The sequence below is a fragment of the Geosporobacter ferrireducens genome, from assembly GCF_001750685.1.
Taxonomy (GTDB): domain Bacteria; phylum Bacillota; class Clostridia; order Peptostreptococcales; family Thermotaleaceae; genus Geosporobacter; species Geosporobacter ferrireducens.
Genome location: NZ_CP017269.1, coordinates 3,378,555 through 3,400,380, shown reverse-complemented (window position 1 = coordinate 3,400,380; position 21,826 = coordinate 3,378,555). Strand labels below are relative to the sequence as shown.

The following is a 21,826-nucleotide window of genomic DNA, read 5'->3' as shown; positions in this document are numbered from 1 at the left end:
TTTAAAGTAGGCTCTGGAATAATTCCTTTCCAGGAGATGGAATCACCGCACGATACACCAGCATTCCCTGTTCCTGTGCATACCGCACCCCACTTTCTACGGCCTCTGTTACGGCACTAACATCTCCAGTCAAGGTCACAAAGGATTTTCCTCCGATTCCTATTCCTAACCGGATCTCCATCAAATCCACCTGTGCAGTTTTTACAGCAATATCTGCTGCGGTTACTGCTGCCGCTACACTAAAAAACTCCATCACCCCCAGTGCATTCAACTGATCGATTACAGTTGTTGCATTGATTGCATGGATCACCTGAGGATGGATTCTCGGCAGCATCAAATGATCCACTACAAAAACTCCTCCACCGGCTAATCCGGTTTCTATAGATGCATTTACTGCTGCCACATCCCCAGCAACTAAGATAATAAACTTCCCGGGACAAATGGCCTTCGCAAATAGCAATTCTACCTCCGCAGCCTTGATCATAAAATCTGCCGTTTCGATCCCTTTAGCAATGCTGTTGAATTCAATCATACCGACGGTTCTGATCATTCCATCACCTCCTGTTCTCCTATGATCTCAATGCTAGGCCCTATTGCAGCGATTCGTCCCCGTATGCTGGCATGGACATTGGCTCCCAGCTTGCCTTCTTCTACGATCCCGATACATTGTCCCTTTTCCACCGGATCTCCTACAGAAACCACCGGCACTGCCGCTGCTCCAATATGCTGCTGCAAAGGAATGGTTACCTGTTTCACTTGCAGTTCTTCCAATTCCCCCACCTTCTGATGGGTATATTTCTCCAACCCCAGCCTGGCGATCAATCGGTTTACGGGAATTTTTCGATATTCTCTTGTTTCATTGGGTACGACAGCGCCTTTTTCTCCTTGATAGGCAATCCCTTTCTTTCGCAGTTCCCCCTTAATATAGCCATTCACCAGTCGCGGAGACAACCCCATTGGACAGGCATACAGCTCGCAGATACCGCAATCACAGCAAATCAGTGCCTGATTAAAAACTTCATCTTCTATAGATTTTGTCGCAATGGCACCCATGATTTTATGGGGGCGCAGGGGATGACCGATTAGATAACGGGGACAGAGGTCGGTACAAAAACGGCATTGAATGCATGCGGATTTGCTCTGGTTGATAATATGTGTCATAGGCGTCCGCTTCCGCTTTACGATGTACTGGTCCTTCGGCACTACAATGATAGCTCCATCGGTCTTTTTGATCACTTGATTGCCAATATCAAAATCATCCATGATCTGCCCCATCATAGGTCCTCCCATAATGGCACAAAACCCCTCTATGGCAGCACCGCCTGCCGCCTCGATACATTTTTTCACCGGCGTTCCAATAGGAACCTTCAATAGTTTTGGCTGCTTCACTTCTCCCAAAACTGTCACATACTTATCAGTTACCGGTTTGTCCTGTACGGCCTCATAGATATTGACCATGGTCCCTACATTTGATACGACCACCTGTGCCTGCAGCGGAATCCCTCCCGGCGGCACGGTCCTTCCTGTAACTTCATAGACCAGCACCTGTTCATCTCCTGCAGGAAAAAAATTGTCCATAAGAAATAGGGCGATTCTACTGCCGCGGTTTTTCAGGGTTTTATTGAGTACTTCAATCTCTTTCCCATATTTTTTTTTCAATGCAAGAAAGGCTTTCTCCGCACCAATTTCCCGTTGCACCATTTCTATCGCTTGAACCAGTTCTTCTGTTCTTTCCCGCATGAGATATTGGTCTGTCTTCAGCAAAGGTTCACATTCTGCACCGTTTATGATCAATATTTCTACCTGGCTCTTCATCTTGACATGGGTAGGAAACCCGGCCCCACCGGCTCCGACAATACCTGCATGCTTTATTTTTTCCAACAAGTCCATCTGGGCACCTTCTTTCCCTTTACTCTGATTCAACCTCTACCGAATCAATGATTCCTACAACAGCCGCATCCACCGGTATGTCTTCTTTTCCCTGAATTCTTCTGGCAGAGCTTCCCTGTACCACCAGTACCGTTTCCCCTATCCCTGCACCAATCATATCCGTGGCTACCAAAGTGCTGCCTGCCGTTTTTTCATAGCGGTCCAATGGCTGAATCACTAGAAATTTTAATCCTCTTAATGCTTCTTCTTTTCGAGTCGCCCAAACATTTCCGATGACTTTTCCGATAATCATAGACTGCTTCCTTTCTCCGATTCTCCCAATCCCCGGGTGATCTTCAACTGCTTCTGCTTAATGTAGTCTGCTGCAAGGGGCGTAATCACCGCATTTTTTGCAACTCCAATTTCCTGATATCCCTTTAGAAACAATTCTTCCAGGAGGGATTCCGTAATGAGGCGTCCACTTACGCAGTAAGCCCTACTTTGCTCCCGGGATACATAAGGCTGCCCTGTCTCTCCAGAAAGCTCCAGCTCCTCCCAATCCACCAAAGAAATTCCAAAATGACTTAACTGGGTTTCATACCCTTGCAGCATTTTATAATAGGCCGGATTTGCCGTAACTTCACTCTCCCTATAGTCCAATCCATCCCGCAGCATGCAGACCTTCTTTCCCAGCAGCAGGGCCTTTGAAACCAGCGTTTCCGTCTCTCCCTGCTGAATTCCCAGGGCTATATGGACCATTTCTCCAACACTCACCTCCGGTAAAATAATGGCATCATAACTTTCAATCTCCTCCAAGCCTCTAAACTGTATCCGGTCCTGCAATTGCTCTATGGGAAGCTTTAGTTTTGCAGAAAGCTGCTCTTTCATCTCCCAGCTTTCCGTCCACACCAATATCTTTTTCTGCTGAAGGATGGTCGCTTTCTCCTCTGCTTTTAACTGATTCAATACTTCCATGGTGATTTTTTTGATTAACTTTTCCAGCTCCATAGGATTCACATCCTTATCTATACACATTGCTTATTCTAGAGAAATAATTCTACCCTGCGTTCCCGGCATATAGTTGCATGCATTGGCTTCGTCATAGTCAATATGCAGACTAAGCCGGTAATTTTCGTTCACCCGTACGGTAACATCCTCGAAGACTACAGGCCGGTCCGTCATGATCCGCACCGCCACCTTTTGCCGGTCTGCTACCTTTAACCGCTCTGCATCCGCAGGCTCCATATGAATATGTCTTTTAGCGATAATTGTGCTTTCTTCTGCCAGGACAACGCCTTTTTCAGAAGCGATCAACAAGGAAGCACTCCCTGTCAGGTCTCCCGACTCCCGAACCGGTGGATCTAACCCCAGCTTTACTGCATCAGTCTTTGATAGTTCTACCTGTGTATTCCCTCTCGCCGATCCTAATAGGGTAACCCCTTGAATAATCCCTTTGGGACCAATTAATGTTACCCGCTGCTGATATTGGTACTGTTTTGGCTGGGACAATTCCTTTTTGACAGTCAGCTGATCCTCACTGCCAAAAAGCTGTACGGTATGCTCTTTGCTCAGATGCACATGCCGGCCGGAGGCTTCTACTGGGAGATTTACGGTCTCTTCGATTTTTTCTATTACCCGTTCTATGATTTTACGTATTTTTACTTCATTCATTTCGCCTTTCCCCCTATTTGTAAAACCCGCCAACACATCGGCACATCAGAATATATACACCGCTGCTTAAACGGTTTAATGCCTGCAATAAATCCTGCCGTTCTATGTTTTCTTCTTTCTTAAATGCCTGGACTGCAGCCAGCTCTACCTCCCGTACCGCACTGCGCAGGCTGTTCAGCCCTAACACCAATTCCCCCATATCGTAACTGGGCACAATATGGCCAAAATCAAAGAATTTTTGGGGATGATGGGACATTTCCCTCAGCATATCCTCTTTATAACCAAAAAGGGTGATCTCCGGCAAAACTTCCTCCAGTACCTCGGCTCTCAAAATATTCCGCAGCAGCTGCAGTACTTCTCCCAAATCCTTCCGCAGCTGCTCTGTTTTGTTTTTATACGCTAAGTACTGCAGTTCTAAGGTTTTAGACTGCAGACTGTCTAGCCTGCCCCGCAGGAAAATCTGGGGATGATCCTTGTACACCAGCTTATTGCCGTAAAGCTGCGTCATGTACTCCGGTTTTTTCTCAAAAAAACCACCGGTCGTTCCACAGACATATTCGGGTTGAAATCCCTTTTCCGGTTCTGCTTTTTGAGGTGCTTCCCCCAATACCGCTTTCGACTTATTTTCAACTACCAGTTCAATATTTTTATCCTTTAGATACTGGCGTGCGGAGGGTGTGATCAATATGTCGGGACTTACTACATACCGGTCTGTTTTTTGATTTTTTAATTCGCTTCTCAGGGCGGACTCTGTTAATACGCTCATTTCATCACTTCCTTTTCAGAAGGTTTAGGACCCGGGCTAATACTAGCCCGGGTGAAGAGTTTATCCCTCAACCTTTGGCAGGATAACTTCTACCTCATTATGGGGCCTTGGAATGACATGGACAGAAACCAATTCTCCAACCCTTTCAGCCGCAGCGGCGCCTGCATCAGTAGCAGCCTTTACTGCACCTACATCTCCTCTTACAAGGACAGTTACCAATCCTCCGCCTACATGAACCTTTCCGATAAGGGTTACATTGGCCGCTTTTACCATTGCATCTGCTGCCTCAATAGATCCTACAAGCCCTTTTGTCTCAATCATACCTAAAGCATTCATATTTGCCATTTAGAATACCTCCCTTTACATTTTTTGTAATTGCTCCAGGACAAGCCTGGTGATTTGTTCAAGATCGAACCCTTGAATTTTCTTTGTTTCAGGCTTTAATGCCTCTACTTCCCTGATCCCGTATACCATCCGCTTGATATTGATAAGATGCATAGGACTTACATTGTCAGAGGTTGCACTGCCGCCAATGGTACCGCAGCCAAGGGTTAAGGATGGCGCCAGGCTGGTAGTTGCACCGATTGCCCCTTGAGAAGATGCTGTATTAACCAGAATTCTGTATACGGGCTTTTTTAATGCAAACTCCCGGATGATGGCTTCATCATTGGAATGAATCACCAGGGAATGACCCAATCCACCATAGTTTAAAAGCTCGATGCATCTTTCACAGGCCTTGTGCCAATCTGCTTCAACATAAAAAGCAAGAATGGGTGAAAGCTTTTCCATAGAGAAGGGGTACGCCTTTCCTACTCCCTCTTGTTCACAAATCAGCACCCGAGTCTGCTCAGGTACTGTAATTCCTGCCATGGCCGCAATAATTTTGGCCGGCTGACCTACGATTTTAGGGTTCAATCCACCACCGGCCTTCTGAATCACAGCCGCTACTTTCGGAATTTCTTCCCCCTTCAGAAAGTAGCCTCCCTGATGTATGATTTCTTCCCTTACTTGATTTTCTACACAGCTTTCCGTTATGATTGCCTGCTCAGAGGCACAGATGGTTCCATTATCAAAGGTTTTACTATCAAAGATCCGCTTCACTGCCATAGGGATATCTGCTGAACGCTCGATAAAAGCCGGTACATTTCCAGGCCCTACTCCCAAGGCTGGTGTCCCTGAACTATAGGCGGCTTTTACCAAAGCAGAACCTCCTGTAGCTAAAATCAGTGCTACATCTTGATGGGCCATGAGTTCTTTACTTCCCTCCATGGTTGGAAGATCCATGCAGCCAATCAATCCTTGTGGTGCCCCCGCTTTAACCGCCGCTTCATGCAATATGACTGCCGCCGCTAAGGTGCATTTTACTGCTGCTGGGTGGGGGCTGAAGATAATCCCGTTACCTGCTTTTACGGCAATTAATGCTTTATAAATCGTCGTAGAAGTAGGATTTGTCGAGGGAATCATGGCTGCGATCACCCCTACAGGCGACCCGATTTCTACAATCTTTTCTTCCCGGTCTTCCCGAATGACCCCCATGGTTTTCATGTTCCTGATATATTCATATACTGCTCTGCTGGCAAACAGATTTTTTATGATTTTATCTTCATATTTACCAAATCCAGTTTCTTCGGCAGCCATTTTTGCCAGTTTATCTGACGCATCTTCCGCAGCTACTGCCATTGCCTTTACAATCCGGTCAATGTCACCCTGCTCCAGCTCTGCCAGTCTTTTTTGTGCCTTTTTTGCAGCGGATACTAAATTCCTTGCCTGCTGTATGGATTGAAGATCCCTATCCAAAAGCTGTTCCATTTAATTCTCCCCCCTTCTGCAGCAGTATAAAATTGCATCGATCAATTCTTCTTTTTTAGCAAACTTTATAGCGTTTCGGTCTATCGGCATATCTGGGATTTGTCTTGCCAGGGTTCTTAAATCTACAACCTTCATATTTCTTAAGTCCTCCTCTGATTTGCAGTGCTGGGCTGCAAAACTGCTGTTAGAAGATCGGCCTTCTTTCCTTTCCTCTTCAGTTTTTCCCAGCGGCCCAGTTTCCACTGGCTGCATTTCCTCTTCCCGCCTCTCTGCAACCGGCTTTTCCTTTTGGATATCCAGTATTTTATAAAGTTCTGTGGAAGGCCTCGGAATTACATGGGTAGAAACAAGGGTTCCTACTTTTTTAACGGCTGTCCCGGCTGCATCAACGGCGGCCTTTACAGCACCCACCTCACCGGCAATCTTTACGGTCACCAAACCTCCTGTAGCCAGCTCACAGTCGATCAATGATACATTGGCAGCCTTCAGGCATACATCTGCGGCCTCCACGGCCCCTACGTAACCCAAGCTCTCAACCAGACCAAGTGCATAACCTTTCATTCTTTTTCACCGCCTAATCCGGGGTACTTTATTAGAATTTGGTTGGATGATCTGCCACAAATTGGACTGCAGAGGCAAAAGCATCACAGGCTGCTTTACAAGCAGATTGGCTGCCTGTTAATAATCCGCCGCCAAAGTTTGTTTCAGAAGGTGGACCATAAAATGCCGACAGTTTTACGTCCGCAGCCTTTAATGCTGCGTCCAGCGCATACATGGCCTCCATCGGAGGAGCAATTAAGTACGCCAACGCTTCGCCTTCTGCGATCCCTGCAACCGATGATAAGTAAGAACCAGTTCTGGAAATGCATTGTGCATAATAGGCGATCGTATCTTCATCGTTGGCACTGTAGAAGCAAGCATCGTTTTCAATAAACTCAATGGCTGCATTTAAGCCGCTTCTTACTTCTGCCGGAGTAGGTCCTGCCAGAATTCCGATAAACTCACCGGCCAGCTTTGTATTGGCATTGGCAGCGCCGCCATAAAAAGACTTTGCATATACTACCTGAACATCCGCCTTTTTTGTTGCTTCATCTAAAGCGGTATAAGATACATCATCAATATCTGTAGTGATCATACCAATACTTCTTTGATGGGGTTGCAGGTTAAAGGATGCAGCCAAGTCGGGACTCACATTTGAGATTAATTTAGCACTTAATACTTTTGCACGAATGGGATCATTTCTCATAACATTTCCTCCACTTCATACTTATTTTATAGTTTCAGATCAAGTCCGCTGGCTTTTTTGTCCAGCATCAGTTTTAAAATATGGGCGATATGGGCTCCGGCCTCAACAGCGGGGGTACCGCCCTTATGAATATTGGAAACCACGGTTCTTCTTGCTTCCGGCATATTGACGGTTGCCTTGTAGGCCATATAGGCACTCATACTTTCTCCCGTCGCCAGTCCCGGACGCTCTCCGATCAAAACACAAGTTACATCTGCTTCCAAAGTCTCAGAAATGACGTCCATGGCCGGTACTCTTCCATATTTTACAAAGAAAGGTGTTCCCATTTTGATGCCATAACCCTCCAGGCCCTGCTGAATGGCCGGCAGAATATCCCGTATATTTGCCTCAACGGCTGTAGAACTAAGGCCATCGGAAACATAAATCTGCACCTGGGGATTTTTCACACAGTTTTTACGAATGACGTCTAACGCTTCTTCCTCAAATTTTCTTCCCAAGTCCGGCCTAGTCAGATACTCATCCTTGTTTCTGCACTTGGTCTTGATCGATATCAGGTTCATTTCCTGCAGGAATGCTTCGGATACGTCACTGAATACAGCATCCATGGCAACTGCATGATCTGCCCGAAACCGCAGCAGCGTCTCTGTTTTATACCTTGGACCTGCCCGCCAGACACCGATCCTGGCTGGTGTTGTTTCTTTCATTTTCAACAATCCTTCTAAATCTTCCGGCGTAGGCACCAGCACCTGCTTTTTTAAATCTACTGCTGTAATATCCGGCAGACCTTCCTCTATGTCCAGCACCTGCTCTGCCGCTTTTTCAGATATACTGCAAGCTTCACTTCCTCCAGCAGCCCCAAGTTCCAGCAAAACCTGCTCAATTACTTTCTTTAAGTCCTTCTCAGAAATCATACATTTCACCCCTTTATTATTTTAAAAATAGAGAAGCGTCTCCCGCTCTTTCTGTAAGCCTTCCCCGTTCATCCATGATCCCTATGGTGACCTGCCATTGGAAGAATTCCTCAGCAGGCTTCAGGTTCAATAATTCTCTAAGTGTAGCATCATCATGATAACTGGTATCCTGGTAGCTCAGCATAACGTCATCCCCAACAGGAACGCCCATATAGTAGTTCGCCCCGGCCATAGCCAGCAGCATCGTAGCAGTTTCCTGATCATTTTGATCTGTATTCACATGATTGGTATAACAGGGTGCCATTCCCATCGGCAGACCTGTCAGCTTCCCCATAAAATGATCCTCCAGATTGGCCCGCAAAATTTGTTTGCCGTCAAATAAAGTCTCTGGGCCAATAAAGCCTGAAACATTGTTTACCATAAAAGGCCTATAGCGTTTTGCAAATCCGTAGGTTCTTGCTTCTAAAGTCATCTCATCAGCACCATGGTCTGTATTCAAGGACATTTCAGATCCTTGCCCGGTTTCAAAATACATTAAATTCGGCCCTGGCGCTGTTCCATACCGCTGAATCAATTGAAATGCTTCATCAATCAGCTCCTGATCGATGCCAAATGCCTTATTGGCATCCTCTGTACCGGCTACACTCTGGAAAAATACCGAAACTGGTGCTCCTCCCTGAAGTGCCTGCATCTGCGTAGATAGATGGGATAACACACAGGTTTGGGTAGGTATCTTCCATTTCACCATAAACTGATGAATAGATTCCATAATTCTTTTTGTATTCTCTACTGTATCTTCTACGGGATTAATTCCGATAATGGCATCTCCACAACCATAGGACAGTCCCTCCATCATCGACGCGAGAATCCCGTCAATAGAATCTGTGGGATGATTGGGCTGTAATCGGAAGGATAATGTACCTGCCTTGCCGATTTCATAGTTGGCTTTCCCTGTAACGCGAATTTTACTGGCACCATATACCAGATCCATGTTGGACATGAGCTTTGCAACAGCCGCTACCATCTCCCCGGTCAACCCTTTGCTTATCCTAAGAATATCTGCCCCCATCGTTTTATGGTCTAAAATATATTCACGAAAGCTACCTACCGTCCAGTTTTTAATTTCCCTGTAGATGGATTCATTTACAAAATCATCAATTACCCGGGTGACCTCGTCCTCTTCGTATGGAATCACCGGATTCTTTCGAAGTTCCTCCAAAGTCAGTCCGCTTAATACCACCTTTGCAGCAATCCGCTCAGAAACCGAACCGGCAGCTATACCCAGCAGCTGATCCCCTGACTTTTCCTCATTGGCTTTGGCTAAAACCTCTTTTACATCTCTAAAGGCATATGTACTTCCAAAAAGCTTTGTTTTCAACCGCATGCATAGGCCTCCTTACTTCAGAAATATTGAAGCATCCCCTGCTCTGGCTGTCATTTTTCCTTTATGCATCAAATCCATTTTCTCTAACCACCGCTCAAATTCTCCAATGGGTTTTAGATTCAGCAATTCTCTTAGGGTCTGCGTCTCATGGTATCCTGTACACTGATAGTTCAGCATAACATCATCCCCTGCCGGAATCCCCATAAAGTAGTTGCATCCTGCATTGCTCAGCAATACAGCTAGATTTTCAATATCATTTTGATCTGCCCGCATATGATTTGTGTAGCACGCATCAACACCCATAGGAATGCCCGTCAGCTTACCCATGAAATGATCTTCCAACCCTGCCCGGATAACCTGCTTGCTGTCATAAAGATATTCGGGCCCAATAAATCCAACCACTGTATTCACTAGGAAAGGATTGTATCTTTTCGCAAAGCCGTAACATCGTGCTTCCATCGTCACCTGATCTGCATCATGATGAGCATCAGAGGACAATTCAGAGCCTTGACCGGTCTCGAAGTACATGACGTTCGGCCCCATGGCGGTTCCTTCTTTTAAAGCAAGCTCTCTTGCTTCGTCCAGCAATGCGGCGGAAATACCAAAGGCTTCGTTCCCTTTTTGTGAGCCTGCAACACTTTGGAATATTAAATCTGTAGGTGCACCCTTTCGAATGGCTTCCATCTGGGTCGTTACATGGGCCAGCACACAAATTTGTGTGGGTATTTCCCACTCTCTTTTAAACTCTTCAAAAGTTTTCAATATTTTGGCCACATTATCTACCGTATCTTCTACCGGGTTAAGTCCGATTACGGCATCTCCTACCCCATAGCTCAAGCCTTCCATTACAGAAGCCATTACCCCTTCAATATGGTCCGTTGGGTGATTGGGCTGCAGTCTGGCAGACAAGGTTCCCGGCAAACCGATCGTGGTATTGCAGTGGGCACTGATCCGTATTTTCCCTGCCCCATAGATTAAATCCAAGTTTGACATGAGCTTCGCTGCACCGGCAACCATTTCACTGGTTAATCCCCTACTAACCCGCTTAATCTCTTCTGAGGAAGTGCTGTCGCTTAAAATCCACTCCCGAAGCTCCGACACACTCCAATTTTTGACCTCGTTATAAATCCTTTCGTTGACACTATCCTGAATAACTCTTGTTACCTCATCCTCTTCATAGGGAACTACAGGATTGTTCCTAAGATCTGCCAGAGTCAGGTTGCTCAATACTTCCTTTGCTGCAATTCTTTCTGTAACCGTGGCAGCGGCAATGCCTGCCAGTTTATCTCCTGACTTTTCTTCATTTGCCTTGGCCAATACTTCCTTTACTGATTGAAACTGAAACACTTGACCGAAAAGCTTGGTTTTGAGTCTCATCATTCCTCACCTCTCCTATTCAGCATTAAAAACTAATGTTTTGATTACAACAGGCACCACCCTGCCGTTTGCAAGTGGTCTTCCAATGTCAATGTAATCTCCGTTTTCAACCTTCACTCCGTCAATACAAACAATGTCTTTCTTATACTGCAGCTGCCTGTGCAATGTCTGTCCCAGTACCTTTGCCATATCATTTTCTACAATCACTACCAGGGGTATCTTCTGTGCGGTTATTGGCTCCATCCCCTCAATGATACTGGAAGCGATACGCTGTACCTGTAGAAAGCTTGGATTTTTCACCCCCCTTATTGCCAATGCCATCTGCTGCGTTTCTTTTTCCAAATCAAACCATTTTACTTTTTGCCTAATCTTCTCTGAAAAATCTTTATCTTGCAGCTGCTCTTCCTTGAGCAGCATTTTCAGAATCGGAATATTTTTTAACGGAAACACATCCTCCGTATAGGTAATCGTACTTCCGCTGATTTCTACCGTATGGGCACCGGCCCCCACCACTGTGGCGCGAATGGTTTCTTCCGGTTTATAGACCTGAAAGGCATTCATCACAGGGGACTGTTGAATCGCTTTACCTAGAAGGATTCCGATGTCACCGTATTTATAAAAGCCTTCCTTTTTGTTCTCATAGATAAAGTCTGCAACGCCCCCAGAAAAAGAGATTCCATCCATTGGATAATTTCTTTTTAAGTCTTTTCCCGTGAGCATCACCGAAAGCAGTGGTGTTGCCGGTCGAATCCCCAATACTTCTTCTAATATGGCGGCCATTCTCCCGGTAATCTTTTTTGCCTCTTCAAAGGAAAGCTCCTTGCCTTCCTCTAAATGAACACCTATCTCCTCACTCAAAAGCTTAAGCTTGGGTGCGGCATAGGCAATGCGCGTACTGTACTCTTGAAAACGGATCAATCTGCCTCCTATATCCAGACAGGCAGTGTCTATCACCTGGCCATCTTGAAATACGGCAATATTTGTTGTGCCTCCACCGATGTCTAGATTTACAGCGGTACAGCTTTTTTGCTTCGACCACTTATCAGCACCGGCGCCACGTCCCGCAATGATGGCCTCTAAATCAGGCCCTGCAGTAGCCACCACAAACTCTCCCGCTAAATCACTGAGGGTTGCTAAAACAAGGGCTGCATTTTCCTTTCTCGCCGTTTCTCCCGTAATGATCACAGCACCGGTTTGGAGATCCTGAGGGCTGATTCCAGCCTTCTGGTACTCCTTCAAAATCATTTCCCGCACCTTCCCGCCGTCAATTTCATTTTGAGACAGCAAAGGCGTAAAATAGATGCTGCTCCTATAAAAAAGTTCTTTATCTACAATACTAATTCGGGGAACCGATGCTGCAGAAGCTGTATTCTCTAAAGTAATCCTACTAAAGACCAGCTGGGTGGTTGAAGTACCGATATCAATTCCTACACTCAAAATCACTTCCCGCATAGTCCATCACTCCCTTCCATATCATGAAAAAAGGAGCCATAAGAAAATGTCCGGACATTTCCCTATGGCTCCTTTGCCGCTTAAACACACCCTTGTGTTTTTTCTATTCATTTTTAAAATCAAAGATGATCTTTGTTCCCTCCGGTGACGAATCGATATGCAAATCTCCGGAAAGCTTATCCTGAACAATACTATTTACAATTTTTAATCCTAAGCTGCCCTGCCTTACCTCATAAACATTAAAGCCTACTCCGTTGTCTATAATAGATATGCTGGAATACATGCTTCCTCTTCGAATCCAAACCTCTATGGAACCACTATCCCGATCAGGAAAAGCATATTCAAGACAATTTTGCAGCAACTCATTGACCACTAAGGCAATGGAAGTTGCTTTATCTGAATCAATAGTAAAGCTGTCTCCCTGTATCTCAATCTGAATGTGCTTATGGGGTGCAAGACCATAGTCTAAAGTACTATCCTTGATTCGGGATAGAATCGTCTTAATATCCACATCATCAACACCATTCTGCGCCAGGATTTCGTGGGTTACTGCAATGCTAAGAATTCTACTGATGCTCTCATGAAAAGATTTTTTTGCCAGCTCATTGTCAATCCTTCTGGATTGAAGCCGGAGCAGGCTGGCGATCGTCTGGAGATTGTTCTTCACACGATGATGAATCTCCCGTATTGCCACAGATTTTAAAATCAATTCTTTTTCCTTTTCTTTCACCTCAGTGATGTCCTTGATTAGCATAATGACTCCTACTAGTCTGTTCTTTTGTTTCACAACAGCATATTTTACCTGTAACGAAAGCTTTCCAACATCAATCTCCCGGATATTAAAAGACTGTTCCCCGATGACTTTATCGAAGACACTGCCATCAAATACCAAATTATTAAAATTCATTCCGATAATATTATCCCGGTATCCCAGCTTTTTATATAATTCATCGGCCATAGGATTTGTAAAGGTGGCAATGCCCTGCTTATCAAACATTACAATGGCATCATTTACATGGTAGGTAATATTATTTTCCTTATCCATGAAAGAGATCAGGGTCTCTGTCAGCTGTTCGGCTGTTTCAGCCAATATTTCCATATGCTTGTTTTGATTGACATGATCTGTAATATCCTGCTCCATAATCAACACACCAATTGTTTTACCAATGTCATTTTTGATCGGTACTACGTTTTGCTTTACGCTCATATTTTCTTGGGTAATGGCTTTCAAATCCCTGGTAGCCATGCCGATTTCCAATGTCCTCAGAGCTGCCGGTTCATTTTCCCGCAGGGCCAGCTCTCCTACAACTGTATACTTATACATAGACGGGTAAATGGATGGTTTTGCCTCTGCTACCACAATAGCCGTATTGGAATCTCTCGTCATACAATCAATAAATACATCTGCTTTTACTAAATCTGCTATGATTGGAAGATTTGCCGCAATGTTTTCCAGTTTATTGATATCTGTATCTGACAAATTCGTATGCATATAGCATAATTCCCTGAGCATCCTCACCGCTCCTAACAATTTTTCGTCTTTGAAAAATGGAGTGCTGTTCTTTTATTTCCCTCTGAAGTTATTCATTAATCACGATGGCAGCCGCTATTTGTTTCATTGGACACCGTTTGTCCATACTTAATTTTCTGATTTGGTTGTAAGCTTCGTTCTCTGACAAATCATGCTTATTCATTAATATCCCCTTTGCCTTCTCTACCAGCTTCCTGCTCTCCAATTGCTCTTTTACCTCTTGAATATCCTGCTTCATTTTTTCAATTTCCCGCCCTTTGCTGATTGCTACTTCAATCGTAGGCATTAATGTTTTTTCATCAATCGGTTTAACTACATAACCCATTACACCGACTTCCTTTGCCTGTTCGATGAATTCCCTTCCACTATAGGCAGTTAAAAGCACCACTGAATTCGCTAAGTTTTCATGAACAATCATTTTCGTCGCCTTCAACCCGTCCAATAGCGGCATTTTCACATCCATCAACACCAAGTCCGGCTTGAGCTTTCGACAAAGCTCTACTGCGTCGAATCCATCAGAGGCCTCTCCTACTACAGTGTATCCTGCCTCCCGAAGCAATTCACTCAAATCCATGCGAGTAATAGGTTCATCATCGGCTATTACCACTTTTTTATACATGGTTTTCCCCCCTTGGATATGAATTTTCTAGTTTAGCCTTTATGTAAATATCTCGTTTGTCATAGTGTTATTTGAATATATGCTTGTTCAATTTATTTATGTCATAGGTTTTTCTCTATTCTTTTCGGAACAACACAAGCCTGCTTCCTACGTTCCTTACGGCAGAGCATAAATTCTCCGCTGCATCATGAATAGATCTGCATCCTTAAACACATATCAATATTCCTCCAAGATAAAACCCTTCAAATAAACAAAAAGCTCCTAAGGATATTCACTATATCCCTCAGAAGCTACACTGCTCTTTTTATTGCACCCCATTGTGCAACAACTTTTCAGTTATGAAAACCTTATCACTAATAAGAGTATAATACAAATTTTTTCATATTACAACTATTTACGAATATTTTTTTAAAATTATTCTGAATAGTATTACGATTGCATGCTTTTTATAAATATATGCTCGATTGTCCTACTTTTATTCCACCAATAAAGCACGAATTTCTTCAATTCCTGTCCCATTTTTGGCACTAACTTCAAAGACCTGCTCGACACCTGCGCTCTCGAGCATCTTTCGGACATGTCCTATGGAATCTGTCCCTTGATCCGTTTTCGTAATAATCCCAATGGTTTTTTTCCCAAGCAAGGCTGCAAAACCTGGCGGGAATATACATGACTCATCCTGACAATCCTGGACAAAGGCAATCAGCTGGCAGTCTGCTGCAGAAATCAGCAATGCATGATAATAAAACCTTTTTTCAATATATTCCCCCGGTGTATCAACTACCTGCGGGTAGTACTCTATGGTTTGCGTCTTTGTTTCTTCCTGGGGCAGTCTGTGAATCGCCTGAGACAAAGTTGTTTTCCCACAGCCTGAGCGTCCGATTAGCATTAATTTAGCCATAAGTGCTCCTAAGATCGGGTGACCTTTGTAGGAGTAAATGCCAAAACTGTGCTGAGCATCTGAATAACTTCCCTAAGGGCAGATTCTACACTGGATACATTTCCGGTGATGATCAAGGAACCGCTAAATCTATCTATAAATCCGATTTCTACACCCGCCGCCTTTTTTGCAACATCTGCAGCAATAATTGCAGCTTCACTGGGTGTGATCGTTAATATTCCAATGGCTTCCCGATATTCTTCTGTGAGCCCCAGCTTTTTATAAATGCTTGCATCGGGGTTTGCAATTAAGTGTGCCAACGTAATCTGCTTTCCCGGTACATATTCTTGTATAATCCTTTGTTTTTCCTCTGCCATATTCCCCACTCCCTTTTGATCTTTTACAAGATCCTATTTATGTTCATTATATTATGAATACACATACAATTCAATGGAATATTTAGAACCTCCGGCAAGCACCTTTAATTGTTACAATACCGAAGGAAAGTGGTATAATGAGAATAAATAACAGAGAGGGGTGATAAAATGAGAAAAAAAATTGAGCCAAAACAATATCAATTCCTTAAGGAAGAACTGCAGCACTGGACCAATGAACAGCTGATTACAAAAGAACAGATGGATGACGTAGTCGCCCTTTACGATGTAAAAGAAAAAATAAGTTTTATCCGCATCCTGCTGACCGTCGGTTCTGTCCTGATCGGATTAGGAATCCTAAGCTTTATCGCCAGCAATTGGGCCTATATGGGTAAAATATCCAAATACGTACTGATTCTTACTTTGTATACGGGCGTAAACTACGCCAGCTTTCGTATCGCAGATCTGTATCCAAAAACCAGCCGCAGTCTTACTTATCTTGGTATTCTCATATTTGGAGCCGGCATTTTCTTAGTGGGGCAAATTTTCCATTACGGCGGCCATTTTACTCAGGCATTCTTGCTTTGGACAATTGGAACACTTCCAATGGCACTGCTTTATCAAGATAAACTGTTATTTATATTTGCAGGAATTCTGCTAATGGTTTATGTAAACGGGTCTTTTGCATTGGGAAGCCTTCCCCTTTTATTGTTTGTTCTGGCTCCAGCCTATTATTACTGCATTCGTTACTTTAACAACCATCCGGCTGCAGTCTTCTTTGGCAATCTATTGATTTTAAACAGTATTTTGCGCCTTACGGTGTATGCAAATTTTGGTTCTCTGTATAGCCTTCTATTTTTCTTTGCAATTGGCGTGGCCATGTACTTTGTTCCCGTCTCCTTCGGCAGACATGTCTTTAAACTGCAAGGAGGATTGCTCTTCGGGATATTGGGATTGGTCCTGACGATTTCAGGTACTTGGGAATCCGTATTTTCCTATAGTACAGCGGACTTTGCCAGTGTCTTTTTTGCCATAAGCTATGCTGTTTTTCTCTTTTATCTGACCCGAAAGCAGGACCTGCTCAGTTTGGTTTTTATCTGCATCTTGATCTTCCGCTACTATGTGGATACCCTATATGACTTTATGCCAAAATCCCTGTTCTTCATCTTAAGCGGTCTGCTGCTCACCGGATTTGGTTATTGGTTTGAACGTTCCCGCAGGAAGAAAGGAGGGATCTTCCATGAAAATTAATACACAATCCCGTTTCCTGATTGCCGCAGGCATCCCCTTAATCATTCTTCTATCTATGGTAATCCTTCCTGTAATGACTACCTTTATGGGTGAAACCATCCTGCTGCAAACACGCCCCTTCGACCCCAGAGACTTATTCCGGGGAGATTATGTGGTACTAAGTTATCCCATTGAAGATATACCGTTGGATAAGTTTTCCCCGACAGAACAAACTGCGTTAACACGAGGCGAATCCTATCCTAAGTTTCGCAATAAAGCCATCTATGTATCTCTGGCCCCCAATGCTTCAGGAATCTTTGAAATCCAAACCGCTTCCTTCAATAAGCCCAAAGATGGCATATACATGAAATCCGTTTACCTCTATGACCGCATCATAGAAGGCAACCCCACCATACGGGTTGACTATCAATTAGATAAATATTTCGTACCGGAGAATACGGGTACGGATCTGGAGGATGCCTCCAGAAAAGGAGAACTGCTGGCAGAAATAAAGATTTTTAGGGGTTATGCTGTCATACAGAATGTATATCCCAAAAAATAAAGCAAGCCACAGCTTGCTTTATTTTTGTTTTATTAGGACACCTGGTCTAATTCCCATTCCATAATATACCGGTGATGCCCTTCTCCATATTCATTTTCACTCATTTCTTTTATCTCAAAACCGATTTTATCCTTATAGAGACGGATAGCCGGCTTGTTTTCTATATCTACGGTCAAACTCATCTGCAGAAATCCCTGCTCCTTCAGATTCTTTGCAATAGCCGTAAGAAAGTGATATCCTAATCCTTGCCCTTGCAGCTCTTCTGCAATGGCATAATCAAACAAATAACATTTCCCGGTATCTTCCCAATCTCTCATCAGAATCGCTAACCCAATGATTCGGTTTTTATCTTCTTCCTTCAAAACAAATACATTACCATGACGTATCTGGGGAACCAATCCCCATTCGTCCATGCCTAAATCTCCAAATATATTTAATCCAAAATCAACCATACGCTTTAATAGGCTTAAATTAAAATCCTGGACTAAATACACCTTAAGATTGCCGATGTCACCATCGAGATTCTCTACAACTTTTTTGGGTAATCTTCTAATTTCCTCTAAATACACCAAATCACACTCCCCATTATTTATTGTGTTTTGCTTTCCCCCCATTATAGTAGAGAACATAATAGATTTCAAATACTTCAAGCCCGGATATCTTTGCTAACGATCGATTTCCATGATTATCCCCTTGTATTCATACGGAGATATACTAATTTCTCCCTTTTGATCCATAGATGCATGGAAAATATCTTTCAGACTGCTATATCCTTTTTCTTTCAACTTCTGCCATATTTGATCTTCACTAGTATGCAGTTGTCGGATATTTTCCTGCATAAAGGCTCCATCCAAAACTACTGTTAAAGGAAGACCTCCTTCTACGACGGGAATCTGCATATCCTTTTTAGTAGGATTTTCTTCATCGGCTTTTTTGAGAACGGATAAATTCCCATTGGACTCCACAATAGCAAAAGCTACTTTACTGATATCAAAAATATCCTTTTCCCGAAGCAGCATCAGTACCTCATCCACCGTATAGTGAATCTTCTGCAGACTCTTAAATAAGATTTTTCCCTCCTGCACAATAACGGTAGGCTCAAAGGTAATCATCTGTCTGACTTTCTTGTTTTGTACGATCGTATAACTAATCAGTCTTTGAAATAGTGCCAGCACCACTACCGCAAAAGCTGTAGGCAGATGCTTTATTTCAGGATCTGCAATATCTGCCCCTACAATGGCACCGATCACGATGATTGTAATAAAATCAAACACGGGCAGCTCTCCAATGGGTCTTTTTCCCATAATAAAGAGCGTAATAAATAAGGTCAAAAGCATAATGCTTATAATCCTGCCAAAGATAATTAAATAGGCATTCATGCGGTTCTATTCCTCCTTTTATAAATCTCAACAATTTCCCTATTAGAATCTGTGAATAACCCTTTGTTTATACGATCGAAAAAACAGAAAAAAAAACATAGCATCACCACTGTTCCTGTGTCTTTTTCTATAGAGGTGTAATTTAAAAATTGAAGCGGGCAGACACAAGGCCTGCCCCTACTCCAAATACATGTTTTAATCAAGCGATAACCCGGCCGATCACCAATTTCTAATACTTATGCTTGTAAATTTCTCTCAAATTCTTATTTTGAGCTTTATGGCTTTTCTTTGCCGCCAATCTTACTTGCAGTTCCTGTTTTCCTTGGAGAAAAAGAATCTCCTTCTGCAGCTTTTTATAGCTCAGCCATCTACTTTCATCCAACGCACCCTCTGACAGCGCCTCCTGTATGGCACAGCCTGGCTCCTTCTCATGGCTGCAGTCTTTAAAACGGCAATTTCCGGCAATCTCCTCTATATCTTCAAAAGCCTCTTGTATTCCTTCTTCGCTGCCCCACAGCTGCAGCTCCCTCATTCCAGGCGTATCAATAATCACACCTCCACCAGGTAATACATGCAGTTCCCGATAGGTAGTTGTATGCTTTCCTCTGTCATCTCCTGCCCTTATTGCCTGGGTTTTTGCCGCTTCTATACCAATCAAAGTGTTTACCAATGTGGATTTTCCTACACCGGAAGAACCTAAGAGGGCTATGGTTTTTCCCTCTCCTATATATTGCTTAATTGTCTGCATTCCCTCTCCCTTAATAGAGCTGATTACATGAACCGGTATCCCACAGGCTATTGCTTCTACCTGCAACTGCTTTTCTTCAATATCCTGACATAAGTCTGCTTTGCTCAATACAATCACAGGCGCCGCTCCGCTTTCCCATGTCATGGTTAAATACCGTTCTAATCTGCGGATATTAAAATCTCCATTGAGGGCATTGAGAATGAGTACCGTATCTACATTGACTGCTACCAATTGCTCTTCTGTAGTATTCCCGGCTACTTTCCTGGAAAATTTGCTTTTTCTTGGCAGAATGCTATGGATGATTCCTCTATTTTCTTCTCTCAGGGAAAGTGCCACCCAATCTCCTACAGCAGGAAAGTCTTCCCTGCCTGCAGCATGGTATCTCATTTTTCCTTTTAATTCTGCCAAAACCTCTCCTTGCTCCGTAAACACCCTATAAATCCGCTTATGCTCAACGGCAACTCTGCCTGGAATATATCCTTGACCATAATGATTTTGAAAATATGTTTCGTAATCGGAATTCCAACCTAATGCTTTTAAATTCATGCTTTTCCTCCTCTTATTTTAGGCAAAAAACTGAAAAAATTCCACAGATCTTCATAAATCCACGGAATTTGGCTAAAGGAAAAAAGGTAATAAAAAAACACGATAAGCAAATCGTGCACCATTGTATCTACCTTAAAAGGATTCCTTATGGACATGACATCAGCTTTTTGCAAGTTTTCCGAAAAAAAGAACAAAGCAAAAACGCCTGTTGCAACAGGTTCGCTGTTTCATTTTTTCGGCACGATTCAGTTATACATCATTCACCTCAATCACATTCTCTACTTTTCGCATATTCCAGCACTCCCTTCAGTGTATATTCTACATTAATATTCTAACAATTTCATTTTATCTTATGTATATATCTTCGTCAAGGTACCAAAAGAATAAGAGACGGTTATCCGCCTCTCATTCTTAATAAGCTTTGATCTCTGTCCAAACCCGGTCATACTCGGTTGTAAATTCTCCTAAATCTATAAAAACCTCACCCTTCTCAAAAATGTTGCCTTTTGGATAAGCCAGCTCATCTTCTGTAATTTCTTCAGGCAACAGCTTCATTGCTTCTACATTGGGTGTAGCATACATTACATAGGCAGCACACTTGGCCGCAACGTCAGGACGCATCATATAATCAATAAATAACTCTGCTTCTCTTTTATGCTTGCTGGTTATCGGTACAGCCATGGCATCAAACCATAGATTGGTTCCTTCGTTAGGGATCACATAGTCTAAATCTGGATTTTCTTCAATGAGCAGCATAGCATCTCCAGACCAGGCCAACGCCATAGCAGCTTCTCCCGCAATCATCATATCTTTATAGGCATCCACTTCATAAGCCTTTACCAATTCCTTCTGACGCACCAATTCGTCTTTCGCTTGTTCCAGCTCTTCAATATTTCTTGTGTTGAGCGAATATCCCAGTTTTTTCAAAGTAATCCCAATAGTATCCCTTGCACTGTCAATCATAATAATATTTCGGCGGTATTTAGGATTCCACAAAGCTTCCCAGCTGTCAATCTCTTCCTCTACCAGTTGGGTATTGTAGATGATACCCATAGTTCCCCAAAAATAAGGAATCGAATACTTATTTTCCGGATCATAAGGAAGATTCTTAAATTGCTCCCCAATATTCTTAAAATTAGGCAGATTATTCATATCTATCTCTTGCAGCAGCTCCTGATTAATCATAGCCTCTACCATATATTCCGATGGAAAGATTACATCATAATCGGTTCCGCCTGCCTGTATTTTCGCAAGCATCTCTTCATTGTTGGCATAGTTTTCATAATTGATTTTTATACCGTATTCTTTCTCAAAATCCTCCAATACTTGAGGATCTACATAGTCTCCCCAGTTATATACATTTAATCGGTCATAATACCCTTGCTCATTGGTTTTACCTGATCCACAGGCTGTCAACGCAAGTAGCAGCAGGAGTATCCCCATCCAATTCACTATTTTTTTCATATGGATCA

Annotated in this window: 24 protein-coding genes; 2 read left to right on the top strand and 22 right to left on the bottom strand. The window is 43.3% G+C overall.

Annotation, left to right across the window (positions count from 1 at the left end):
* Position 1 precedes the first annotated feature (1 nt).
* The 18 genes from Gferi_RS15920 to eutS form a co-directional block, all read right to left on the bottom strand.
* On the bottom strand, positions 2-550 hold the full coding sequence (locus tag Gferi_RS15920) for a BMC domain-containing protein (protein ID WP_069978197.1): 549 nt from the start codon (positions 548-550) through the stop codon (positions 2-4).
* A complete protein-coding gene (locus Gferi_RS15915; protein WP_069978195.1) occupies positions 547-1,890 on the bottom strand; it encodes a 4Fe-4S dicluster domain-containing protein in 1,344 nt (447 codons plus the stop codon). Before Gferi_RS15915 ends, Gferi_RS15920 begins: the two co-directional genes overlap by 4 nt.
* Before the next feature lie 19 nt (positions 1,891-1,909).
* A complete protein-coding gene (locus Gferi_RS15910; protein ID WP_069978193.1) occupies positions 1,910-2,182 on the bottom strand; it encodes a EutN/CcmL family microcompartment protein in 273 nt (90 codons plus the stop codon).
* Positions 2,179-2,877, bottom strand: coding sequence for a hypothetical protein (locus Gferi_RS15905; RefSeq protein WP_069978191.1), 699 nt, complete (start codon positions 2,875-2,877; stop codon positions 2,179-2,181). Before Gferi_RS15905 ends, Gferi_RS15910 begins: the two co-directional genes overlap by 4 nt.
* A gap of 30 nt (positions 2,878-2,907) precedes the next feature.
* Complete coding sequence (pduL, locus tag Gferi_RS15900) at positions 2,908-3,540, bottom strand: phosphate propanoyltransferase (RefSeq protein WP_069978189.1); 633 nt, start codon at positions 3,538-3,540, stop codon at positions 2,908-2,910.
* 13 nt (positions 3,541-3,553) lie between these two features.
* Positions 3,554-4,306 (bottom strand): hypothetical protein, encoded by a 753-nt coding sequence (locus Gferi_RS15895; protein WP_069978187.1) that lies wholly within the window; start codon positions 4,304-4,306, stop codon positions 3,554-3,556.
* A 60-nt stretch (positions 4,307-4,366) separates the two neighbouring features.
* The gene (locus Gferi_RS15890; RefSeq protein WP_069978185.1) at positions 4,367-4,651 is read right to left on the bottom strand and encodes a BMC domain-containing protein; all 285 of its coding nucleotides are present in this window, start codon (positions 4,649-4,651) and stop codon (positions 4,367-4,369) included.
* Positions 4,652-4,666: 15 nt separating this feature from the next.
* A complete protein-coding gene (locus Gferi_RS15885) occupies positions 4,667-6,115 on the bottom strand; it encodes an acetaldehyde dehydrogenase (acetylating) (RefSeq protein ID WP_069978183.1) in 1,449 nt (482 codons plus the stop codon).
* Positions 6,116-6,676 (bottom strand): BMC domain-containing protein, encoded by a 561-nt coding sequence (locus Gferi_RS29490; RefSeq protein WP_069978180.1) that lies wholly within the window; start codon positions 6,674-6,676, stop codon positions 6,116-6,118.
* 31 nt (positions 6,677-6,707) lie between these two features.
* The gene (eutL, locus tag Gferi_RS15875) at positions 6,708-7,361 is read right to left on the bottom strand and encodes an ethanolamine utilization microcompartment protein EutL (protein ID WP_069978178.1); all 654 of its coding nucleotides are present in this window, start codon (positions 7,359-7,361) and stop codon (positions 6,708-6,710) included.
* Between the two features lie 26 nt (positions 7,362-7,387).
* On the bottom strand, positions 7,388-8,272 hold the full coding sequence (eutC, locus tag Gferi_RS15870; RefSeq protein WP_069978176.1) for an ethanolamine ammonia-lyase subunit EutC: 885 nt from the start codon (positions 8,270-8,272) through the stop codon (positions 7,388-7,390).
* A gap of 16 nt (positions 8,273-8,288) precedes the next feature.
* Positions 8,289-9,656 (bottom strand): ethanolamine ammonia-lyase subunit EutB, encoded by a 1,368-nt coding sequence (locus tag Gferi_RS15865; RefSeq protein WP_069978174.1) that lies wholly within the window; start codon positions 9,654-9,656, stop codon positions 8,289-8,291.
* 12 nt (positions 9,657-9,668) lie between these two features.
* Complete coding sequence (locus Gferi_RS15860; protein ID WP_330389328.1) at positions 9,669-11,036, bottom strand: ethanolamine ammonia-lyase subunit EutB; 1,368 nt, start codon at positions 11,034-11,036, stop codon at positions 9,669-9,671.
* A gap of 12 nt (positions 11,037-11,048) precedes the next feature.
* Positions 11,049-12,485 carry an ethanolamine ammonia-lyase reactivating factor EutA gene (eutA, locus tag Gferi_RS15855; RefSeq protein ID WP_069978173.1) on the bottom strand — a complete coding sequence of 479 codons (1,437 nt, stop codon included), beginning with the start codon at positions 12,483-12,485 and terminating at the stop codon, positions 11,049-11,051.
* A gap of 103 nt (positions 12,486-12,588) precedes the next feature.
* A complete protein-coding gene (locus Gferi_RS15850; RefSeq protein WP_069978171.1) occupies positions 12,589-13,998 on the bottom strand; it encodes a sensor histidine kinase in 1,410 nt (469 codons plus the stop codon).
* A gap of 67 nt (positions 13,999-14,065) precedes the next feature.
* Complete coding sequence (locus Gferi_RS15845) at positions 14,066-14,635, bottom strand: ANTAR domain-containing response regulator (RefSeq protein ID WP_069978169.1); 570 nt, start codon at positions 14,633-14,635, stop codon at positions 14,066-14,068.
* Between the two features lie 475 nt (positions 14,636-15,110).
* Positions 15,111-15,536 carry a EutP/PduV family microcompartment system protein gene (locus tag Gferi_RS15840; RefSeq protein ID WP_069978167.1) on the bottom strand — a complete coding sequence of 142 codons (426 nt, stop codon included), beginning with the start codon at positions 15,534-15,536 and terminating at the stop codon, positions 15,111-15,113.
* Positions 15,537-15,544: 8 nt separating this feature from the next.
* Positions 15,545-15,892: an ethanolamine utilization microcompartment protein EutS gene (gene eutS, locus Gferi_RS15835; RefSeq protein WP_069978165.1), complete on the bottom strand. Its 348-nt coding sequence runs from the start codon at positions 15,890-15,892 to the stop codon at positions 15,545-15,547.
* Between the two features lie 168 nt (positions 15,893-16,060).
* Between eutS and Gferi_RS15830 the strand changes: the two genes are divergently transcribed.
* Together Gferi_RS15830 and Gferi_RS15825 are read left to right on the top strand one after the other, a co-directional pair.
* Positions 16,061-17,140: a DUF2157 domain-containing protein gene (locus Gferi_RS15830; RefSeq protein WP_069978162.1), complete on the top strand. Its 1,080-nt coding sequence runs from the start codon at positions 16,061-16,063 to the stop codon at positions 17,138-17,140.
* Positions 17,130-17,681 carry a GDYXXLXY domain-containing protein gene (locus tag Gferi_RS15825; RefSeq protein ID WP_069978161.1) on the top strand — a complete coding sequence of 184 codons (552 nt, stop codon included), beginning with the start codon at positions 17,130-17,132 and terminating at the stop codon, positions 17,679-17,681. The genes Gferi_RS15830 and Gferi_RS15825 overlap by 11 nt, the downstream gene beginning before the upstream one ends.
* 32 nt (positions 17,682-17,713) lie before the next feature.
* Here Gferi_RS15825 and Gferi_RS15820 read toward each other — a convergent pair whose 3' ends face one another.
* The 4 genes from Gferi_RS15820 to Gferi_RS15800 form a co-directional block, all read right to left on the bottom strand.
* The gene (locus Gferi_RS15820; protein WP_069978160.1) at positions 17,714-18,250 is read right to left on the bottom strand and encodes a GNAT family N-acetyltransferase; all 537 of its coding nucleotides are present in this window, start codon (positions 18,248-18,250) and stop codon (positions 17,714-17,716) included.
* A 96-nt stretch (positions 18,251-18,346) separates the two neighbouring features.
* Positions 18,347-19,060 carry a YetF domain-containing protein gene (locus Gferi_RS15815; protein WP_069978159.1) on the bottom strand — a complete coding sequence of 238 codons (714 nt, stop codon included), beginning with the start codon at positions 19,058-19,060 and terminating at the stop codon, positions 18,347-18,349.
* A gap of 229 nt (positions 19,061-19,289) precedes the next feature.
* Positions 19,290-20,354 carry a ribosome small subunit-dependent GTPase A gene (gene rsgA, locus Gferi_RS15810; RefSeq protein WP_069978158.1) on the bottom strand — a complete coding sequence of 355 codons (1,065 nt, stop codon included), beginning with the start codon at positions 20,352-20,354 and terminating at the stop codon, positions 19,290-19,292.
* A gap of 411 nt (positions 20,355-20,765) precedes the next feature.
* Complete coding sequence (locus Gferi_RS15800; protein ID WP_069978151.1) at positions 20,766-21,818, bottom strand: ABC transporter substrate-binding protein; 1,053 nt, start codon at positions 21,816-21,818, stop codon at positions 20,766-20,768.
* Positions 21,819-21,826 lie beyond the last annotated feature (8 nt).

Excerpts from the sequence above, each read along its gene's own strand:
- Gferi_RS15920 (WP_069978197.1), bottom strand. The coding sequence starts at position 550 with ATGATCAGAACCGTCGGTATGATTGAATTCAACAGCATTGCTAAAGGG.
- Gferi_RS15915 (WP_069978195.1), bottom strand. The coding sequence starts at position 1,890 with ATGGACTTGTTGGAAAAAATAAAGCATGCAGGTATTGTCGGAGCCGGT.
- Gferi_RS15910 (WP_069978193.1), bottom strand. The coding sequence starts at position 2,182 with ATGATTATCGGAAAAGTCATCGGAAATGTTTGGGCGACTCGAAAAGAA.
- Gferi_RS15905 (WP_069978191.1), bottom strand. The coding sequence starts at position 2,877 with ATGGAGCTGGAAAAGTTAATCAAAAAAATCACCATGGAAGTATTGAAT.
- pduL (WP_069978189.1), bottom strand. The coding sequence starts at position 3,540 with ATGAATGAAGTAAAAATACGTAAAATCATAGAACGGGTAATAGAAAAA.
- Gferi_RS15895 (WP_069978187.1), bottom strand. The coding sequence starts at position 4,306 with ATGAGCGTATTAACAGAGTCCGCCCTGAGAAGCGAATTAAAAAATCAA.
- Gferi_RS15890 (WP_069978185.1), bottom strand. The coding sequence starts at position 4,651 with ATGGCAAATATGAATGCTTTAGGTATGATTGAGACAAAAGGGCTTGTA.
- Gferi_RS15885 (WP_069978183.1), bottom strand. The coding sequence starts at position 6,115 with ATGGAACAGCTTTTGGATAGGGATCTTCAATCCATACAGCAGGCAAGG.
- Gferi_RS29490 (WP_069978180.1), bottom strand. The coding sequence starts at position 6,676 with ATGAAAGGTTATGCACTTGGTCTGGTTGAGAGCTTGGGTTACGTAGGG.
- eutL (WP_069978178.1), bottom strand. The coding sequence starts at position 7,361 with ATGAGAAATGATCCCATTCGTGCAAAAGTATTAAGTGCTAAATTAATC.
- eutC (WP_069978176.1), bottom strand. The coding sequence starts at position 8,272 with ATGATTTCTGAGAAGGACTTAAAGAAAGTAATTGAGCAGGTTTTGCTG.
- Gferi_RS15865 (WP_069978174.1), bottom strand. The coding sequence starts at position 9,656 with ATGCGGTTGAAAACAAAGCTTTTTGGAAGTACATATGCCTTTAGAGAT.
- Gferi_RS15860 (WP_330389328.1), bottom strand. The coding sequence starts at position 11,036 with ATGATGAGACTCAAAACCAAGCTTTTCGGTCAAGTGTTTCAGTTTCAA.
- eutA (WP_069978173.1), bottom strand. The coding sequence starts at position 12,485 with ATGCGGGAAGTGATTTTGAGTGTAGGAATTGATATCGGTACTTCAACC.
- Gferi_RS15850 (WP_069978171.1), bottom strand. The coding sequence starts at position 13,998 with ATGCTCAGGGAATTATGCTATATGCATACGAATTTGTCAGATACAGAT.
- Gferi_RS15845 (WP_069978169.1), bottom strand. The coding sequence starts at position 14,635 with ATGTATAAAAAAGTGGTAATAGCCGATGATGAACCTATTACTCGCATG.
- Gferi_RS15840 (WP_069978167.1), bottom strand. The coding sequence starts at position 15,536 with ATGGCTAAATTAATGCTAATCGGACGCTCAGGCTGTGGGAAAACAACT.
- eutS (WP_069978165.1), bottom strand. The coding sequence starts at position 15,892 with ATGGCAGAGGAAAAACAAAGGATTATACAAGAATATGTACCGGGAAAG.
- Gferi_RS15830 (WP_069978162.1), top strand. The coding sequence starts at position 16,061 with ATGAGAAAAAAAATTGAGCCAAAACAATATCAATTCCTTAAGGAAGAA.
- Gferi_RS15825 (WP_069978161.1), top strand. The coding sequence starts at position 17,130 with ATGAAAATTAATACACAATCCCGTTTCCTGATTGCCGCAGGCATCCCC.
- Gferi_RS15815 (WP_069978159.1), bottom strand. The coding sequence starts at position 19,060 with ATGAATGCCTATTTAATTATCTTTGGCAGGATTATAAGCATTATGCTT.
- rsgA (WP_069978158.1), bottom strand. The coding sequence starts at position 20,354 with ATGAATTTAAAAGCATTAGGTTGGAATTCCGATTACGAAACATATTTT.
- Gferi_RS15800 (WP_069978151.1), bottom strand. The coding sequence starts at position 21,818 with ATGAAAAAAATAGTGAATTGGATGGGGATACTCCTGCTGCTACTTGCG.